Below are 15960 nucleotides of genomic sequence, written 5' to 3'. Positions count from 1 at the left end.
TTGGGGATTGCAAATTAGGGCTGAAAGATAACCAATTTCTGACCAATGGATATGATGTTTTGGCTACCTATGTTATTCCATTCCTTGATCTGGTTTACGGAGACTCCATACCTTTTGCTGAGTGCAAATAGCGTGTCCCCTTTGCTCACGGTATGCGTGGTGCTTCCCACATTGCTCGAGGTACTCTGCGGAGGTGTAGGGCTGGCTGCAGGAGTAGCGGGTCGAGTAGCGGAGGTGGAAGCCACTTGTCGGCTAGGGGCGGGGGCGGACTGTACTTTGACTATAGGAATGTCTTCGCCTCGCTTGCGGTGTTCCTGAAGGTTTAGCACCATGCCCACTTTAAGATCTCTGTCCTTTCTGATCCTGTTTTTAGCTTTTAGGGAAGAAAGTTTGATTCCGTATTTTTGGGCAATACTCCATAGTGTCTCACCTGCTCTCACAATATGTGTTTCTACGGCGGCGCTGCCGTTTTTCTTCTCAGTATAGTAATACTTACCTGCCTCGATGCGCTCACCTTTATCCAGGTCATTTAGCCTTCTGAATTTATTTTTCCGAATGCCAATTCTGTCTGTGAATGCCTCTTGGGTGGTGGTGTTGCTGGCTTGCACCCCTTCCAGGTTGTTCACCGTGATTTGTTCGGGCTGACTGGCCTGAGTCGTGTTTCCGGCGATTCTCGGGTATGAATCCGCTTGCTTGTAAGCCGCATAGTCCTGGGTATTGCCTGGGTTTGTCTTTGCCGGGGTTTTGCTGGGTTGCGTGGAAGTGATGATGGCCGGCTGTACCGGAATGTTTCCTTCTTTCACATAGACCACACTATACACCCGGTCGCCAGGGATCTTTCCATTCCTGGTCCACATGTTATATTCCTTCAGGTGATTTTCTGTAACCCCTAATTTCTTAGCCAGGCTACTCAGGGAAGTGGGACCTTGCACCCGTTCTTCGGCCAGGTATTGCTCATTGCTGGCTAGCACTCCTATCTGATTTTCGAAGGCGATTTTATGGGCCAGGTATTTTTTGAAATACCAGTGTGAGTTTCTGTCCACATCCACCACCTGCTTGCCATTATATTGGGTGCCAAAATAAGCTTTGGCTCCGCCTAATCCCATCTGATAGGAGACTAGTGCACACATCCAGTTGTCAAATGAATTGTTGTGTTTTTTGAGGTAAAGGGCAGCCCCTCTGGTGGAGGAAACTATGTTTTTTCGCTCATCTACCTGTCCATCCACTCTCAAGAATACCTCCTCGGCAGTTCCCTGTTTGAATTGCCAAAATCCCACTGCATTGGAGGTGGAGACTGCATCTGCGATCAAGCCACTTTCCTGAATCACTAAATATTTCAAGTCCAGGGGGACTCCTGCATTTTGAAGCTCTCTTTCTATGATCGGCATGTAGAGATTGACCCGGTCTCTTTTCACCTTGAAATAGGTAGGGTTTCTGTACTGGGCATCTACATCCAGTTGGATTTCACGCCTTGCTTGGGGGTTGATGCGCACGATGAGATCTGCGAATTGTAATTCTGCGGGTACCTGGGGGATTTGTGCCAAGGCAGTACTGCCGGAGAATAAGGCCAAGATGAAAAAAAGGTAGGGGAATTTATTTGTATTCATTCGAAAATGGCTTTCATCATAGGTTCAGGCACATTTTAGCAAAAATGATTCCCCTTTTGGATTCTCTTATATTTTTCTTGCCATCATGACTCCATCCCGTATGGGCAGCAGGGCATTTTCCACTCTGGGGTCTTGTTGAATCATGGTATTGAAATCCAAAATCGCCTGAGTATCCTTGTCAATTTTTTGACCTTCATCTACCAGTATTTTTCCGGACCAGAGCACATTGTCAGCGAGTATAATGCCTCCAGTGCTCACCTTGTCTATGACCAGATCGTAATAGTTGGCGTAGTTTTTTTTGTCTGCATCTATAAATACCAAGTCGAATGGACCTGTTAGTTCCGGGATGAGTTCCAGGGCATTGCCCAGCCTATAGTCGATCTGCCCGGAAAGGCCGCTTTCCTCAAAAAACCCACGGACCATGGTCTCCAGCTCGTCATTGATGTCCAGGGTGATGAGTTTGCCGTCTTTTGACAGTCCTCTTGCCATACAGATACCTGAGTAACCCGTATAGGTGCCGATTTCCAAGACTGTTTTAGGATTGAGCATTTTGACAAAAAGCTCCAGCATTTTTCCCTGAAGGTGACCCGAGATCATCCTTGGCATGAGGACTTTTGCCTGTGTTTCCCGCGTGATTTTCTTCAGTAAGGCATCTTCTTCACTGCTGTGCGCTTCGCAATAGGCAAGGAGGGAGGGATCTATAAATTCCATGATCAATTAGGCTTGTAAGTGAGGAAAGTCAATTCCTCCGGGTTGAAAATTTCCACAGCGATTTCCTGCAGTTCTTCTGCGGTGGTGCACCTGATTTGCTCGAAAATACTTTCCAGGGGGTCGATTTTATTGTGATCTAGCAGGCTTTTGCCATACACCAGCATCAGTGCCGCATAGTTTTCTTCAGCCATGGCCATTTGTCCTATGGCTTGTTCCTTGGCCATGTGCAGCTGCACGGTTCCGAGCTTTTTGACCACCAGCCTGTTCATTTCCTTGAGTACAAGGGCCTGGGCTTTTTTGAGGGTTTTTTCTTCGGTGCCAAAGTACACCCCGAAAAATCCCACGTCCGAAAAGGGCTGATAACTGGATTCTATGCTGTAGACATAGCCATGCTTTTCACGTAGCATTAGATTCAATCTGCTGTTCATGCTCGGTCCACCCAGGATGTTATTGAGCAGGTAAAACTTAAATCTACTGGGATGATACAGGGAGAAAGCGGGTCGTCCTATCGCGCAAAGGGACTGGGTGACCTCTCGCTCCTGGATTTTGGTTTTAGGGCTGTAGCTGGTGAAATTGCTTCGTACATATAAGCTTCTTTTGGGCTGTATCTGAGTCAGCTGACCTTCGATGGCACGCAGGGCTTTTTTGAAAGGGATATTTCCGACTACAGAAAATATCAACTTGGAAGTGTCTAGTCTGCTGGAGATAAAATCAAAGAAATCCTGCTGGGAAAAGCTGCCCACGGTAGCCTCCGTGCCTAGGATGTTCCTGCCCATGGCATGGTTTTCAAACACCATTTCATCGAGTTCATCCTGAATGGCATCATCAGGTGAATCCCGGTACATGGCCATTTCCTCCAGGATGACCTGCCGCTCTTTTTCGATTTGCTTTTCGGGAAACACACTGTTGAACGTGATGTCATACAGGAGTTCGGCAGATTTAGCGTAATGCTCTTTAAGGGTGGAGGCATAGAAGCAGATTTTTTCTTTGGTCGTGTAGGCATTGAGCTCTCCGCCCAGCGATTCCAGGCGGTTGAGAATATGGAATGTTTTGCGCTTTTTGGTGCCTTTGAAAGCCATGTGCTCCCAAAAATGAGCCAAGCCCTCCTGCTCCTTAGTCTCATCTCTGCTGCCAATATCTAGGATAAATCCGCAGTGAACTAGTCTGGTGTGGGTAACTTCCTGATGGACAATACGGATGCCGTTACTTAATTCTTTAATGTTTAATTCCATGCGATGTTTTACCCTTTCGGAAATATACAAAGTAAATGAGGAAATTGTTTCCACGGGGTGTTTTCCCAATTTTTCAGGTTAGAATTAGTAACTTTCCTATTCAGTACAAAATTTAAACTATGAAATACAATCCTCTACCAAGCAGTCTATACATTAAAAACCGTGAGAAATTTGGCTATAAAATGGCTGAAAGTAGCGTGGCGGTTTTCAACTCCAATGACATCATGCCTACCAATGCAGACGGGACCATGAAGTTTAGACAAAACAATGACCTGTTTTATCTCACCGGAATAGACCAAGAGGAGACCATTTTGCTTCTAGCGCCAGATTGCCCTAATCCAAACATGAGAGAAGTGCTGTTCCTTCGGGAAACCAACGAGCATATCGCGGTTTGGGAAGGTCATAAATACACGAAGGAAGAAGCAGAGGCAGCTTCAGGGATCAAAAACATCCAATGGCTTTCCAGCTTTGATCAAATCTTCAATACGGTCATGGCTTTGAGCTGCAATATCTACCTGAACACCAATGAGCATTTGCGTGCCGGAGTGCTGGTAGAGACCCAGGACGCCCGGTTTATCAAACAGTGTAAGGAGCGTTTTCCACTGCATGTGTACCATAGGGCTGCCCCCATCATGCATAAGCTCCGGGCGGCAAAGGAGCAGGAGGAGATTGATCAGTTGCAGATTGCCTGTGATATTACCGAAAAGGGTTTTCGCCGCATCTTGTCCTTTGTAAAGCCTGGTGTGACCGAGTATGAGATTGAAGCAGAGTACTTACATGAGTTTGTGCGAAATAGGAGCAAAGGCTTTGCTTATGAGCCTATCATTGCCTCTGGGCCTTCAGCATGTGTGCTCCACTATCTGGAGAACAATAAGGCGTGCAAGGAAGGTGAATTATTGCTCATGGACGTAGGGGCTGAGTACGGCAATTACAATGCTGATATGACGCGGACTATACCGGTAAGTGGGCGCTATAGCGATCGTCAAAGGAAGGTGTATGACGCTGTACTGAGGGTACAAAAAGAGGCCGCGCATATTTTGCGAATCGGTACGAATATTCAGGATTATCATAAGGAAGTCGGTCTGATCATGCAAAGTGAATTGCTAGGGTTGGGGCTGATAGACAAGACAGCTATCAAAAACCAGGATCCAAACTGGCCAGCCTATAAAAAGTACTTCATGCATGGCACTTCCCATCATCTAGGGCTGGATGTGCATGATGTAGGGACCATGCACGGGCCGATCAAGGCAGGAATGGTGTTTACCGTGGAGCCAGGTATTTATATTCCTGAGGAGGGTTTTGGGATCAGGCTGGAAAACAATATCGTGATCAAGCCGGAAAAAGGATACTTTGACCTGATGCGTAATATTCCGATTGAGGCAGAGGAGATTGAGGAATTGATGAACGCTTGATTTTCAGGCCAAATAAAAACCCCTTCAAAATGAATTTGAAGGGGTTTTTAATAGTATTTGGATTCCTTAAGGATTAACCTATAGAAACTCTTTTGAAAGCAGAAACTGTCAAGCCTTTGCTTACGCTATCCAGGTACTGAGAGATAGATTTGCTGCTGTCTTTTACGAAAGTCTGGCTAAGCAAAGTATTCTCTTTGTAGAATTTGTTCAGTTTACCGGTAGCGATTTTTTCAAGCATTTCTTCCGGCTTACCTTCAGCTCTTGCTTGCTCTTTACCTACTTGGATTTCTCTTTCTACTACAGAAGCGTCTACACCGTCTTTGTCCAGTGCTACTGGGTTCATAGCTGCGATCTGCATAGCTACGTCTTTTCCGGCTTCGTCTACGTCTGTTCCGTTGGTGTTAGTCAAACCTACCAATACACCCAGTTTTCCGTTGGAGTGGATGTAAGGGACTACAGTGTCTGCAGTGATCACTTCGTAATGAGAGATGTCGATTTTCTCACCGATTTTACCGGTCATTTCAGTGATTTTTTCTGCTACGGTGATATCATCAAAAGGAAGAGCAAGGATTTCTTCGATAGATGAAGCGTTATTTTCTACTGCAAGGTCAAGCAGGGTGTTTGCAAAAGTTCCAAACTCTTCGTTTTTAGCTACGAAGTCAGTTTCACAAGTCAAAGTAAGCAATGTGCCTTTAGCTCCATTTTCAGTTACTTTAGTCACAGCTACACCTTCTTTGGTCTCACGGTCAGCTCTGGAAGCAGATACTTTTTGACCTTTTTTTCTGAGGATGTCTACAGCTTTTTCGAAATCGCCTTCAGCTTCGGTAAGGGCTTTTTTACAGTCCATCATACCGGCACCGGTCATTTGTCTCAGTTTGTTTACTTCTTGTGCAGTGATTGCCATTGTATTGTCAGTTTAAAATTAAACGGATTATGTTTTGTTTTGAAAAAACTTCTGGGTCTTGGGCTAGACCTTCGAGGTTTTCTTTTAGGTAATGGGGAGCATTTGATTCCATTGAGAAACCTCAAAGGACAAATGCAGTTAAAACAAAAAAATTGAACATAGGCCGAAACCTGATGTTCAATTTTTAATTTATTTCAAATCAAGTTGTGGATTATTCTTTTGTTTCAGCGTCCACAGCTTTCTTAGCTTCTTCCTCTTCAGAAAGTTTAGCTTCTTCTTTGTCTTTCTTGCGCTCTGAAAGACCTTCTTCGATTGCTGCGCCGAACGCTTTAACTAGTAAAGAAACGGACTTGAAAGCATCGTCATTGGCTGGGATAGGGAATTCCACCTCGTTAGGGTTGGAGTTTGTATCTACCAATGCGAAAACAGGGATACCAAGCTTTTGTGCTTCAGCAATTGCGATGTGTTCTCTTTTGATGTCCACGATGAAAAGCGCTGCAGGAAGTCTGCTCAGGTCAGCGATACCGCCCAGTACAGATTCCATTTTGTCTTTCTGACGGGAAACCATCAATCTCTCTTTTTTCGCAAGGTTCTTGTAAGCGTCTTCCTTCATCAACTTGTCCAGACCGGACATTTTCTTCAGGGACTTACGGATAGTAGCGAAGTTAGTCAACATCCCACCTAACCATCTTTCGGTTACGTAAGGCATGTTCAGTCTTTTCGCTTCCGTAGCTACAAGGTCTTTGGCTTGCTTTTTAGTGGCGACGAACATCACCTTCTTGCCGGAGCGTACGATTTGCTTGATAGCATTAGATGCTTCGTCGAGGCTAGCAAGCGTTTTGTTTAGATCGATAATGTGGATACCGTTTTTCTCCATGAAAATGTATGGAGCCATTCTCGGATCCCACTTTCTCGTCAAGTGTCCGAAGTGAACACCAGCATCTAGTAAGTCTTTATATTCTAATTTGGCCATTATAAATGTGTTTTTCTATATAAGGAAGAGTCTCCAGATTAACGTTTAGAGAACTGGAATCTTCTTCTTGCTTTTCTACGTCCTGGCTTCTTACGTTCTACCATTCTAGGGTCACGGGTAAGGAAGCCTTCTTTTTTCAATGGACCTCTGTGCTCTTCGTCAAATTCGCACAAAGCTCTGGAGATAGCCATACGGGCAGCTTCTGCCTGTCCTTTGATTCCTCCACCGTCTACATTGATCTGGATATCGTAGCTACCATCCACACCTACTAGGTTCAATGGCTGCTTTACGACGATCTGGTGTAGATCGAAAGGGAAGTAAACTTCCAAGGATCTGTTGTTTACGGTGATTTCACCTTTTCCCGGAGCCATGTAAATTCTGGCTACAGAGGTTTTTCTTCTACCGATTTTGTTGATCATTTCCATACAATAGACGATTAAAGATTGATGGTTTTAGGCTGCTGTGCTGCATGAGGATGCTCTGCTCCTTCATATACATACAGGTTGCCATATAATTTTCTTCCCAGTCTGTTTTTTGGCAGCATGCCTCTTACGGCTTTTTCTACCAAGATCGCTGAAGATTTGTCCTTCAATAGTCTCGGAGTAGAAATACGCTGTCCTCCCGGATAGCCAGTGTGTCTCACATAAACTTTGGAGTCCCACTTGTCACCAGTCAGTCTGATTTTGTCTGCATTGATCACGATGACGTTGTCACCACAATCAGCATGAGGTGTGAAGCTTGGCTTCGTCTTACCTCTCAAGATTTTCGCTACCTCACTAGCCAATCTACCTAAAACTGCTGCTTGGGCATCCACTACCACCCATTGCTTGTCTGCAGTCGCGGAATTGGCCGATACGGTCTTATAGCTCAAAGTATCCACTGTGTAACTGTTTAATTTTTAGCTTGTTAAATTTATTTCACCCTCAAAAAGGGACACAAAGATAGGAGTATTATTTTTTTCATGCAAAATAAATCCAATACTAAGTCCTAATTTTCACTGGCTTAGCTTTTTACCTCCCCTTTTTCAAGGTGTTTTTCTACCTGATTTTCAGCTGGATTCCTAGGCGGTTTTTTCGAGTTGATTCACCAAAACCTTGAAATCCTTGGGATAGGGCGCATTTACCATGAGCTGCTTGCCGTCCACACCTTCAAATCCAATAGAAAACGCATGCAGGGAAACCCGCTGCATGATGGGTAATTCTTCTGTCTCTTTTTTTAAATTGAAGCGGCGCTTGATAGAAGAAAGGTACAAAGGCTTGCCTCCATATAAGGTGTCACCGCAAATGGGAGCCTTGAGCCATGCTAAATGCACTCTGATCTGGTGCAGTCTGCCCGTAATGGGCTTGCACTCGACCAGGGTATGTGCACGGTACGTCTTCACGGTATTGAATACCGTTTGGGCGGGCTTTCCGTCCTTGCTGACCTTGGCGATTCCTTTGTTGGTGGAAGCGAGATTACGGTCTACCAGCTCTTGGCTGTATTCCCTGATCCCTTCTACCACTGCATGGTAGACCTTGGTTACTTTTCTGTTTTCAAACTGCATGGCCAAATGCCTGTAGGCCACTGGATTCTTGGCAATCACTAGACATCCTGAGGTTTCCTTGTCCAATCTATGGCACAGTTGGGCATCGGGGGTGTGTGCCTTGGCCAGGTCCAGGATGTTCTGCGCTTCGTGCCTATCGTCTAAGCTTGATAGATACGGCGGTTTATTGATTACCAGGTAATCCTCGTTTTCAAACAGAATAAGATCTTCAAAATCTACTTTCTTCATGGATTCTCCTGCCTCTTCAATTGAGGCTGCAAAAGTAGGGGAAAAAGCGTTGATAAAAAATTGTTGGCTGGTATATTCTCAGGAACTCACCACTTTAAGCTTCTCTTCAGAGGGGTCTCTTTTTACCATTGGCAATGAAAAACTGAAAATTGAGCCTTTGCCCACGGTAGAACTTACAGAAATCTTGCTTTTATGTCCTTCCAGGATATGTTTCACAATGGCTAGTCCCAGTCCTGTGCCGCCTTCTTTTTTGTTTCGGCTTTTCTCCACTCTGTAAAAACGCTCAAATATGCGCTTCAGATCCTCTGGTGGGATTCCGTGCCCATTGTCTTTGACATCCACCTGGATGCTGTTTTTATGCGTGGACATGGTGATGGTCACTTCTCCGCCATTGTGGTTGTATTTCATGGCATTGAAGATCAGGTTTTGACATACCCGGTAGATTTTTTGCCTGTCCCCATTGGTCCAGTAGCTTTTGTCTGCTTCAAAATCAAACTTGATGTGCATGTCACGCTTGGAAGCTTTATGCTCCAGCTCCTCTATGACCTCGTCTATAAGCTCCTTCAGGTTGAATTCAGAAAATGAAAACCGGATCACCCCACTTTCCATCTGGTTTAAGGTGAGGAGATCCTGTACCAAAATATCCAGGGAATCCAGACTTTTTGCGGCCCGCTTCAGAAACCTCATCCTTACCTGCTTGTCGTCAATGGCTCCGTCCAATAAGGTGTGAATGTACCCTTGGGTAGCAAAGATGGGCGTTTTCAATTCGTGGGATATGTCTGCGATGAATTCGCGACGAAACTCCGCGTTCTTCTGGAGGGTGTCGATTTCCTTTTGCCTCGCTATTGCATAGGAGTTGATGACCTTGTTGATTTTGCGAAGCGGTGAAAGCGAGCCCTTTCTCCCTTTGTCCTTGATTTCCGAGAGATCTTTGCGCTGGATTTTTTCCAGCAAGGTATAGATTTCTCCTATTTCCTTAAAGACAAGATACTCCAGCGTAAAAGAAATCAATAGGTATGCTGCTGAGAAGGAAACGCCCCAGGCTACCAGAAGTATCAGTAGATTTGCCTGCTCCATCAGGGACAAAAATGCCAATACCAATGCTGATATGGCAACGGACAAAATCAAAGAAATCCCTCTGGAAGTGGTAAACATTTACTGGCCCAATTCGAACTTATAACCTACACCTTTCACGGTAGTAATGTAATCTTCCCCTATTTTTTCCCGCACCTTACGGATGTGAACATCCACTGTACGAGCCAATACAAAAACATCTGCTCCCCAGATGTTTTGGAGAAGTTCATCTCTACTGAAAACGATATTAGGGTTTTTGGCCAGGAAATACAACAGTTCAAACTCCTTCTTTGGAAGGGTGATGGTCTTGCCGGCTTTGTCTATGGTGTAGCTACTGCGGTCTATGACCAGATCACGGATACTGATCTTAGACTGCTCTTGCTCCTTTTTTGATTCCCTGCGGAAAAGTGCAGCGATGCGGCTCATCAGTGCCCGGGGCTTGATCGGCTTGGTGATGTAGTCATCCGCTCCCACATCAAAAGCAGCCACTTCGGAGTATTCTTCCATCCTTGCAGTAAGGAAGATAATGAAGGTGTTTTTGAGCTCTGGGATTTGACGGAGCTGAAGGCAGGTTTCCACGCCATCTTGATGAGGCATCATGATGTCCAACAGTATGACATCTGGAAGAAACTTTCCGGCGGTCTTGACGCCTTTCATGCCATCTTCTGCAGTGGCTACCTCATATCCTTCCTTTTCTAGGTTGTACTTTAGAATTTCAACAATATCCGGTTCGTCGTCTACTACTAGAACTTTGATTTTTTGCTTTTCGCTCATCAGGCTTTTCTTAATGGTTGGATCAAAATTAAGGAATATTTAAAGACTGAAACCAAATAATAATTTGCCTTGCAGGCCATCTTCCTTAAAAAGTAGGCAATGTCGTGCTGAATGTCAATACAATGTTAATTTCAGGTTACGGGAATGTTAATTAGTAGTTTTTCAGACCCTTGGCAGAGACTATGTCCAGATCCAGTGAGCCTATGAATAGTTTGGCCTGGATTTTCACCGGAATTTTGTTTTCATCTTTGGTAACCCAGACTTTGACCGGGTATTCGCCCCGGAAGAGTTTATTCTTTGGTAACTGTGGGGAGAAAATGTAAGTTTCTTTGACTCCGAGATTGGTTTCTATTTTCTCCGTGCCCTCGTAGATTAACTTTATGTTATATATCTCTTTGTCAAAAAATCCTCTGATAGCTACACTTTCTCCTTCGTTCAGGTTTCTCAGGTCTTGTGTACGTAAAAAGTAAAATCCACTGACCAGATCCTGTACTTGACCGGGTAGGTCAAACTCCTTGGTCTCCTTCAGTCTTTTGTTATCCCTATCGTAGAGCTCCATGGTGGCGGTCTGCTGGTTCTGGTCAAAGTAAACCAACTCATGCTTGCGGTACTTTCCTTCCTCAATGTGCCTGTAGGCAAGGGTAGGGAGCTTAGTGTCCATGTCCACGTAGGTTCCCCAGTTGTCATTTACCTTTCCAAATATGGTGGCAGCGCCTTTGGTTTTTCCAAATACATCAATCTTGTAATGGGGTTTGTCATTGTTTTCCAAAGTCTCACGGGACACCAGCATTTTGGCGTCAGCCAGATTGAGCCAGCCATAGGACACCTCAAAGTTGAGCTCCTCACCAAAGGTGTAGGGTGCTGGGATTTCAGGTTGCTGAGCAGAAAGCCGGGAAAGACCTAAAAAAATCAAAGGAAGTAGTGATCCGAGGATTCGTTTCATAAATTTATACGACAATACCTGACGATTTTTACTTGTTTGTATAAGGTATTACGAAAAAACGTGCCGAAAGGCGATTAAAATTACGAATTTGCCTATCCAAAACAAGAACATCTGGTCATGTTGGTTATACTGGCCTGTTTATTTTACATTCATATATATCATAGATCCTAATATAAGAAGAGCATGAGCAATAACGCTGAAAAATTAAAAGCGCTTCAACTGACCATTGACAAGTTGGAGAAATCATACGGTAAAGGAACCGTGATGAAGTTGAGCGATAATAAGGTACAGGATGTGCCGGCAATTTCTACCGGTTCGCTGGGGTTGGATATTGCACTAGGTGTGGGGGGAATCCCAAGAGGAAGAGTAGTGGAGGTGTATGGGCCTGAATCATCGGGTAAAACCACCCTGACCATGCACTGCATCGCTGAGGCTCAAAAGGCCGGTGGTCTGGCAGCATTTATTGATGCTGAGCATGCGTTTGACAAAACTTATGCGGAGAAACTGGGGATTGATACTGAAAACCTGCTGATTTCACAGCCAGACAATGGGGAGCAAGCCCTGGAGATCGCCGAGCACCTGATCAGATCAGGCGCCATAGACATCATCGTGATTGACTCCGTGGCTGCATTGGTACCCAAAGGAGAACTGGAGGGGGATATGGGTGACAGCAAGATGGGACTTCAGGCTAGATTGATGTCTCAGGCTTTGCGTAAGCTGACCGGAGCGATCAACAAAACCGGTTGTGCCTGTATTTTTATCAATCAGTTGAGAGAAAAAATCGGCGTAATGTTCGGTAATCCAGAAACCACCACCGGAGGTAATGCCTTGAAATTTTACGCCTCAGTAAGGCTGGATATCCGTAGAATCGGGCAGATCAAAGAAAGCGCTGATAGTATTTTGGGCAATAGAACCAAAGTGAAGGTGGTCAAAAACAAAGTGGCTCCTCCATTTAAAGTAGTGGAGTTTGACATCATGTACGGGCAAGGGATTTCCAAAGTAGGGGAAGTGATCGATCTCGGTGTGGAATTGGATATAGTGAAAAAAGCAGGTTCTTGGTTCTCTTATAATGGCGAGAAACTAGGACAGGGAAGGGAGTCTGTAAAAACTATCCTTTTGGATAATCCGGAATTGATGGAGGAATTAGAGCAAAAAATAAAAGCGGCATCTGGCTTGACTGCTCCTAGCAAGGAGGCAGAGGCCGGAGAAGAATAATTTCTGCTGCCATTGATCAAAAAAAAGAGGCTGTTGCTAGTAAGTGACAGCCTCTTTTTTGTGTTCAGGTGATTAGTTTGTACGGATGGCTTCCACAGGGTCCATTCGGGCAGCGAGTGTAGCAGGAACTATCCCTGATACCACTCCAATAATGGTGGATACGCCTAGGCCCAGCATGATGTTTTTGAAAGAAAGCACGATTTCCAAACTGCCGAGCTGTATAAAGCTGAGCAAGAATACAATGAAAATCCCCGTGATTCCTCCAATGAGACTGAGGCAAACCGATTCAAAAAGAAATTGGAATAAGATGAAGAAATTCTTGGCTCCAAGAGATTTTTGAATCCCGATGATATTAGTCCGTTCTCTGACAGATACAAACATGATATTGGCTATGCCAAAGCCGCCGACAAGAATGGAGAATCCACCGATTACCCATCCCGCTATGGAGATCACATCAAAGATAGATCCTATGGCATTTTGGATAAACTCCGTCTTGTTCAGTGCAAAATTGTCTTCTTCAGTGGGGCGCAAACCACGCTTAGCTCGTAGCAGCCCGGTCATTTCATTTTCTAAGGAGACTAGCCCAATATCTTCTTCCATTCCCTTGGCTGCGATGGTCGGCTCCAGTCCGTTTCTACCTGTGTAGTACATTTTGGTAAATGCTCCATAAGGGATAATGCATGCTTCGTCCTTAGATGGAGCATCAAATAGTCCTTCCCCCTCCTCTTCAAATACGCCGATTACGGTAAACTTCATCCCGCGGATTTTGATCTGTTTTCCGATGATTTCCTGATTCGGATAAAGGGTGTTTGCGATTATTCTCCCTATGATGGCCAGGTTTCTGGAGGCGTTGATTTCGGACTCGGTAAAAAACCGGCCCTCTTCCAGGGGAATGTCATACACATCAGGATAAGTGTAGGCCACTCCGGTGAGTGCCATGCCCTGGTAGGCATTGCTGCCTGCTTTTACGGTGGTGTTTGAGGAAGCGGAGATGGTGATAGCCTCTGCAGATGTCAGCCTTTCTTTCAAAAACTCGTATTCAGCTATTGTGCCGGGCGGTCTGCGGAAGTATTTCCACCAAGGGTAATCCTGCGGCCCACTGGCAAAAGGAAAGCGATCAACCCGCATCACATTGGTTCCGAGGAAAGAAAAGGAAGATTTGATATTATTTTCCAGCGAATCCACGAGGGTAAACACTGCGATAATAGCAAAAATCCCCACTGTGACGCCCAGCAGGGACAAAATCGTCCGTGTCAGATTGGTCTTCAGCGCGGAAATTGCGAAGCGAAAACTTTCCCAGGATAGCTTGAAAAAAAGCATACTTTGAATAGTTGGTTAAAACAATTTGTCAAGTTAGCTGATTTTAGCAGTTATTGTTATTATCTTTGCATTTTTTAGAGTTATTCTAAATCACTCAATACATCTAAAGCTTCTCTATGAAATTATCAGATTTCAAATTTGACGTTCCTAAAAAACTCATTTCACTTTATCCCTCTCATAATAGGGATGAATCCAGACTGATGGTCGTCCATCGGGATACAGGGAAAATCGAACATCGGGTTTTCAAAGATATCACCGAATACTTCGGAGAGGGTGATGTATTTGTAACCAATGACACCAAGGTGTTTCCAGCTAGACTGTATGGTAACAAGGAAAAAACCGGTGCAGAAATCGAAGTGTTCTTGCTTAGAGAGCTGAACCCTGAGCTGAAGCTATGGGATGTCTTGGTGGATCCGGCCCGTAAAATCCGAGTAGGCAACAAGCTCTACTTTGGGGATTCGGATCTGGTGGCTGAGGTCATCGATAATACTACCTCCAGGGGTAGAACGATCAGATTCTTGTTTGATGGCACAGAGGAGGAGTTCCATAAGACTATAGATACTTTGGGTGAAACTCCCCTGCTGAAGGAATTCATCGAGCGAAAAGTAGAAGCTGAAGATAGAGAGAGATACCAGACCGTTTTTGCCAAAAATGTAGGAGCTGTAGCAGCACCTACGGCAGGGCTGCACTTTACCCCGCACCTGCTGAAAAGGCTGGAGCTTCAAGGCGTAGAGGTGACTCCTATCACCCTGCATGTTGGGCTAGGGACTTTCCGTCAGGTAGACGTGGAAGATCTGACCAAGCATAAAATGGACTCTGAAAATTACAGCATTCCTTCCGAGACTGTGAAATTGGTTAATAAGTCTTTGGACGAAAAGAAAAGAGTGGTCTCCGTAGGGACTACCACTTTGAAGACGGTAGAGTCCTCAGTGACTGCCAATGGAAGGTTGAAAGAATCCAGTGGATGGACTGATAAGTTTATTATTCCTCCTTATGAATTTAAAATTGCCAATGCATTGATTACCAATTTCCACCTTCCAGAGTCTACTTTGCTGATGACTGCAGCTGCATTTGGGGGGTATGACCTGGTAATGAAAGCCTATAAAGAAGCGATAAAAGAAAAATATAGATTCTTCTCCTACGGAGACGCGATGTTGATTCTTTAAAAGCAAAGACGATCAAAAAAGCTCCTCAGGGAGCTTTTTTTATTCATACAGATATAACTTTGGCATAAAACCAATAGAAGTTAGAATTTCTACTTTTGCCCCGAAATGCAAATGACTACAAAAGCCGCTATCCTTGTTGCGGGAGGTCGAGGTGCCCGTATGGGTAGCCCCATCTCGAAGCAGTATTTACCCATTGCCGGACAACCTGTATTGATGCGTACCCTTACTGTTTTTTATACTTTGGATCCCGGCATAGATCTGATTTTGGTTTTACCGGAAAGTGATTTCACTTATTGGAATGAACTCTGTGAGGACTATAAGTTTACAGTGCCGCATAGGCTAGTGGCTGGAGGAAACTCCAGGTTTCAATCTGTGAGAAATGGTCTTAAAGCTTTGCATAGTGGTACTGAATTAGTCGCAATTCACGATGGAGTCAGGCCTTTTGTGGCTCAGGATGTGATACAAGAGAGCTATGAGGTAGCGGAGAGGCACGGTAGTGCAGTGGCGGTAGTAGCCTTGAAAGATTCTATACGTAAGCTTACAGATACCGGAAAATCCTTTTTTGAGGAGCGTCAGTACTTTAGACTGGTGCAGACCCCGCAGACTTTTCAGGTGGGCAAGATCCAAAAAGCCTTTGAAGTCACCGAACTCCAGCAGTTTACCGACGATGCCACTGTATTTGAAAATCAGGGCTGGCAGGTTACCTTAATTTCAGGAAATCCAGAAAACATCAAAATCACCACTCCGGAAGACTTGGAGTATGCGGAGTTTCTGATTTCCAGAAAGCAAAAAGCGTAAAGCTTACATTTTCACCGACTTTTTCGGGGCGTTTACCGACTTTTGGGGTAGGCTCACCTT

Annotated in this window: 16 protein-coding genes; 4 read left to right on the top strand and 12 right to left on the bottom strand. The window is 44.8% G+C overall.

Annotated features, from left to right (window positions below; genetic code table 11):
* Positions 1-14: 14 nt before the first annotated feature.
* From PBT90_RS14435 to PBT90_RS14425, 3 genes are all read right to left on the bottom strand, one after another.
* Complete coding sequence (locus PBT90_RS14435) at positions 15-1607, bottom strand: lytic transglycosylase domain-containing protein (protein ID WP_270129789.1); 1593 nt, start codon at positions 1605-1607, stop codon at positions 15-17.
* 66 nt (positions 1608-1673) lie between these two features.
* Entirely contained in the window at positions 1674-2318 is a 645-nt protein-coding gene (locus PBT90_RS14430; RefSeq protein WP_264811293.1) for an O-methyltransferase, read from the bottom strand.
* Positions 2319-2320: 2 nt separating this feature from the next.
* The gene (locus PBT90_RS14425) at positions 2321-3550 is read right to left on the bottom strand and encodes a M16 family metallopeptidase (RefSeq protein ID WP_270129786.1); all 1230 of its coding nucleotides are present in this window, start codon (positions 3548-3550) and stop codon (positions 2321-2323) included.
* Between the two features lie 119 nt (positions 3551-3669).
* Between PBT90_RS14425 and PBT90_RS14420 the strand changes: the two genes are divergently transcribed.
* On the top strand, positions 3670-4962 hold the full coding sequence (locus PBT90_RS14420; protein ID WP_264811291.1) for an aminopeptidase P family protein: 1293 nt from the start codon (positions 3670-3672) through the stop codon (positions 4960-4962).
* A 73-nt stretch (positions 4963-5035) separates the two neighbouring features.
* On the opposite strand, the gene tsf is transcribed toward PBT90_RS14420, so the two are convergent.
* The 8 genes from tsf to PBT90_RS14380 form a co-directional block, all read right to left on the bottom strand.
* A complete protein-coding gene (gene tsf, locus PBT90_RS14415) occupies positions 5036-5866 on the bottom strand; it encodes a translation elongation factor Ts (RefSeq protein ID WP_264811290.1) in 831 nt (276 codons plus the stop codon).
* 211 nt (positions 5867-6077) lie between these two features.
* The gene (gene rpsB, locus PBT90_RS14410) at positions 6078-6839 is read right to left on the bottom strand and encodes a 30S ribosomal protein S2 (RefSeq protein ID WP_264811289.1); all 762 of its coding nucleotides are present in this window, start codon (positions 6837-6839) and stop codon (positions 6078-6080) included.
* 38 nt (positions 6840-6877) lie between these two features.
* Positions 6878-7264 (bottom strand): 30S ribosomal protein S9, encoded by a 387-nt coding sequence (gene rpsI / locus PBT90_RS14405; RefSeq protein ID WP_264811288.1) that lies wholly within the window; start codon positions 7262-7264, stop codon positions 6878-6880.
* 11 nt (positions 7265-7275) lie between these two features.
* Positions 7276-7719: a 50S ribosomal protein L13 gene (gene rplM / locus PBT90_RS14400; protein ID WP_264811287.1), complete on the bottom strand. Its 444-nt coding sequence runs from the start codon at positions 7717-7719 to the stop codon at positions 7276-7278.
* Positions 7720-7899: 180 nt separating this feature from the next.
* Entirely contained in the window at positions 7900-8610 is a 711-nt protein-coding gene (locus tag PBT90_RS14395; protein ID WP_270129774.1) for an RluA family pseudouridine synthase, read from the bottom strand.
* Positions 8611-8688: 78 nt separating this feature from the next.
* On the bottom strand, positions 8689-9765 hold the full coding sequence (locus PBT90_RS14390; RefSeq protein WP_264811285.1) for a sensor histidine kinase: 1077 nt from the start codon (positions 9763-9765) through the stop codon (positions 8689-8691).
* Positions 9766-10458 carry a response regulator transcription factor gene (locus tag PBT90_RS14385; protein WP_264811284.1) on the bottom strand — a complete coding sequence of 231 codons (693 nt, stop codon included), beginning with the start codon at positions 10456-10458 and terminating at the stop codon, positions 9766-9768.
* Between the two features lie 151 nt (positions 10459-10609).
* Positions 10610-11401 carry a DUF3108 domain-containing protein gene (locus PBT90_RS14380; RefSeq protein WP_264811283.1) on the bottom strand — a complete coding sequence of 264 codons (792 nt, stop codon included), beginning with the start codon at positions 11399-11401 and terminating at the stop codon, positions 10610-10612.
* Positions 11402-11584: 183 nt separating this feature from the next.
* Between PBT90_RS14380 and recA the strand changes: the two genes are divergently transcribed.
* The gene (gene recA, locus PBT90_RS14375; RefSeq protein WP_264811282.1) at positions 11585-12616 is read left to right on the top strand and encodes a recombinase RecA; all 1032 of its coding nucleotides are present in this window, start codon (positions 11585-11587) and stop codon (positions 12614-12616) included.
* A 72-nt stretch (positions 12617-12688) separates the two neighbouring features.
* Here the strand turns inward: recA and PBT90_RS14370 are convergent, their stop codons facing one another.
* The gene (locus tag PBT90_RS14370; protein WP_264811281.1) at positions 12689-13936 is read right to left on the bottom strand and encodes an ABC transporter permease; all 1248 of its coding nucleotides are present in this window, start codon (positions 13934-13936) and stop codon (positions 12689-12691) included.
* A 116-nt stretch (positions 13937-14052) separates the two neighbouring features.
* On the opposite strand from PBT90_RS14370, the gene queA reads away from it, so the two are divergent.
* Positions 14053-15102, top strand: a complete 1050-nt coding sequence (queA, locus tag PBT90_RS14365; protein WP_264811280.1) for a tRNA preQ1(34) S-adenosylmethionine ribosyltransferase-isomerase QueA — start codon at positions 14053-14055, stop codon at positions 15100-15102.
* Positions 15103-15207: 105 nt separating this feature from the next.
* On the top strand, positions 15208-15900 hold the full coding sequence (locus PBT90_RS14360; protein ID WP_264811279.1) for a 2-C-methyl-D-erythritol 4-phosphate cytidylyltransferase: 693 nt from the start codon (positions 15208-15210) through the stop codon (positions 15898-15900).
* Positions 15901-15960 lie beyond the last annotated feature (60 nt).

The sequence above is a fragment of the Algoriphagus sp. TR-M9 genome (assembly GCF_027594545.1).
Lineage (GTDB): Bacteria > Bacteroidota > Bacteroidia > Cytophagales > Cyclobacteriaceae > Algoriphagus > Algoriphagus halophytocola.
This window is presented reverse-complemented; position numbering and strand designations above follow the sequence as displayed.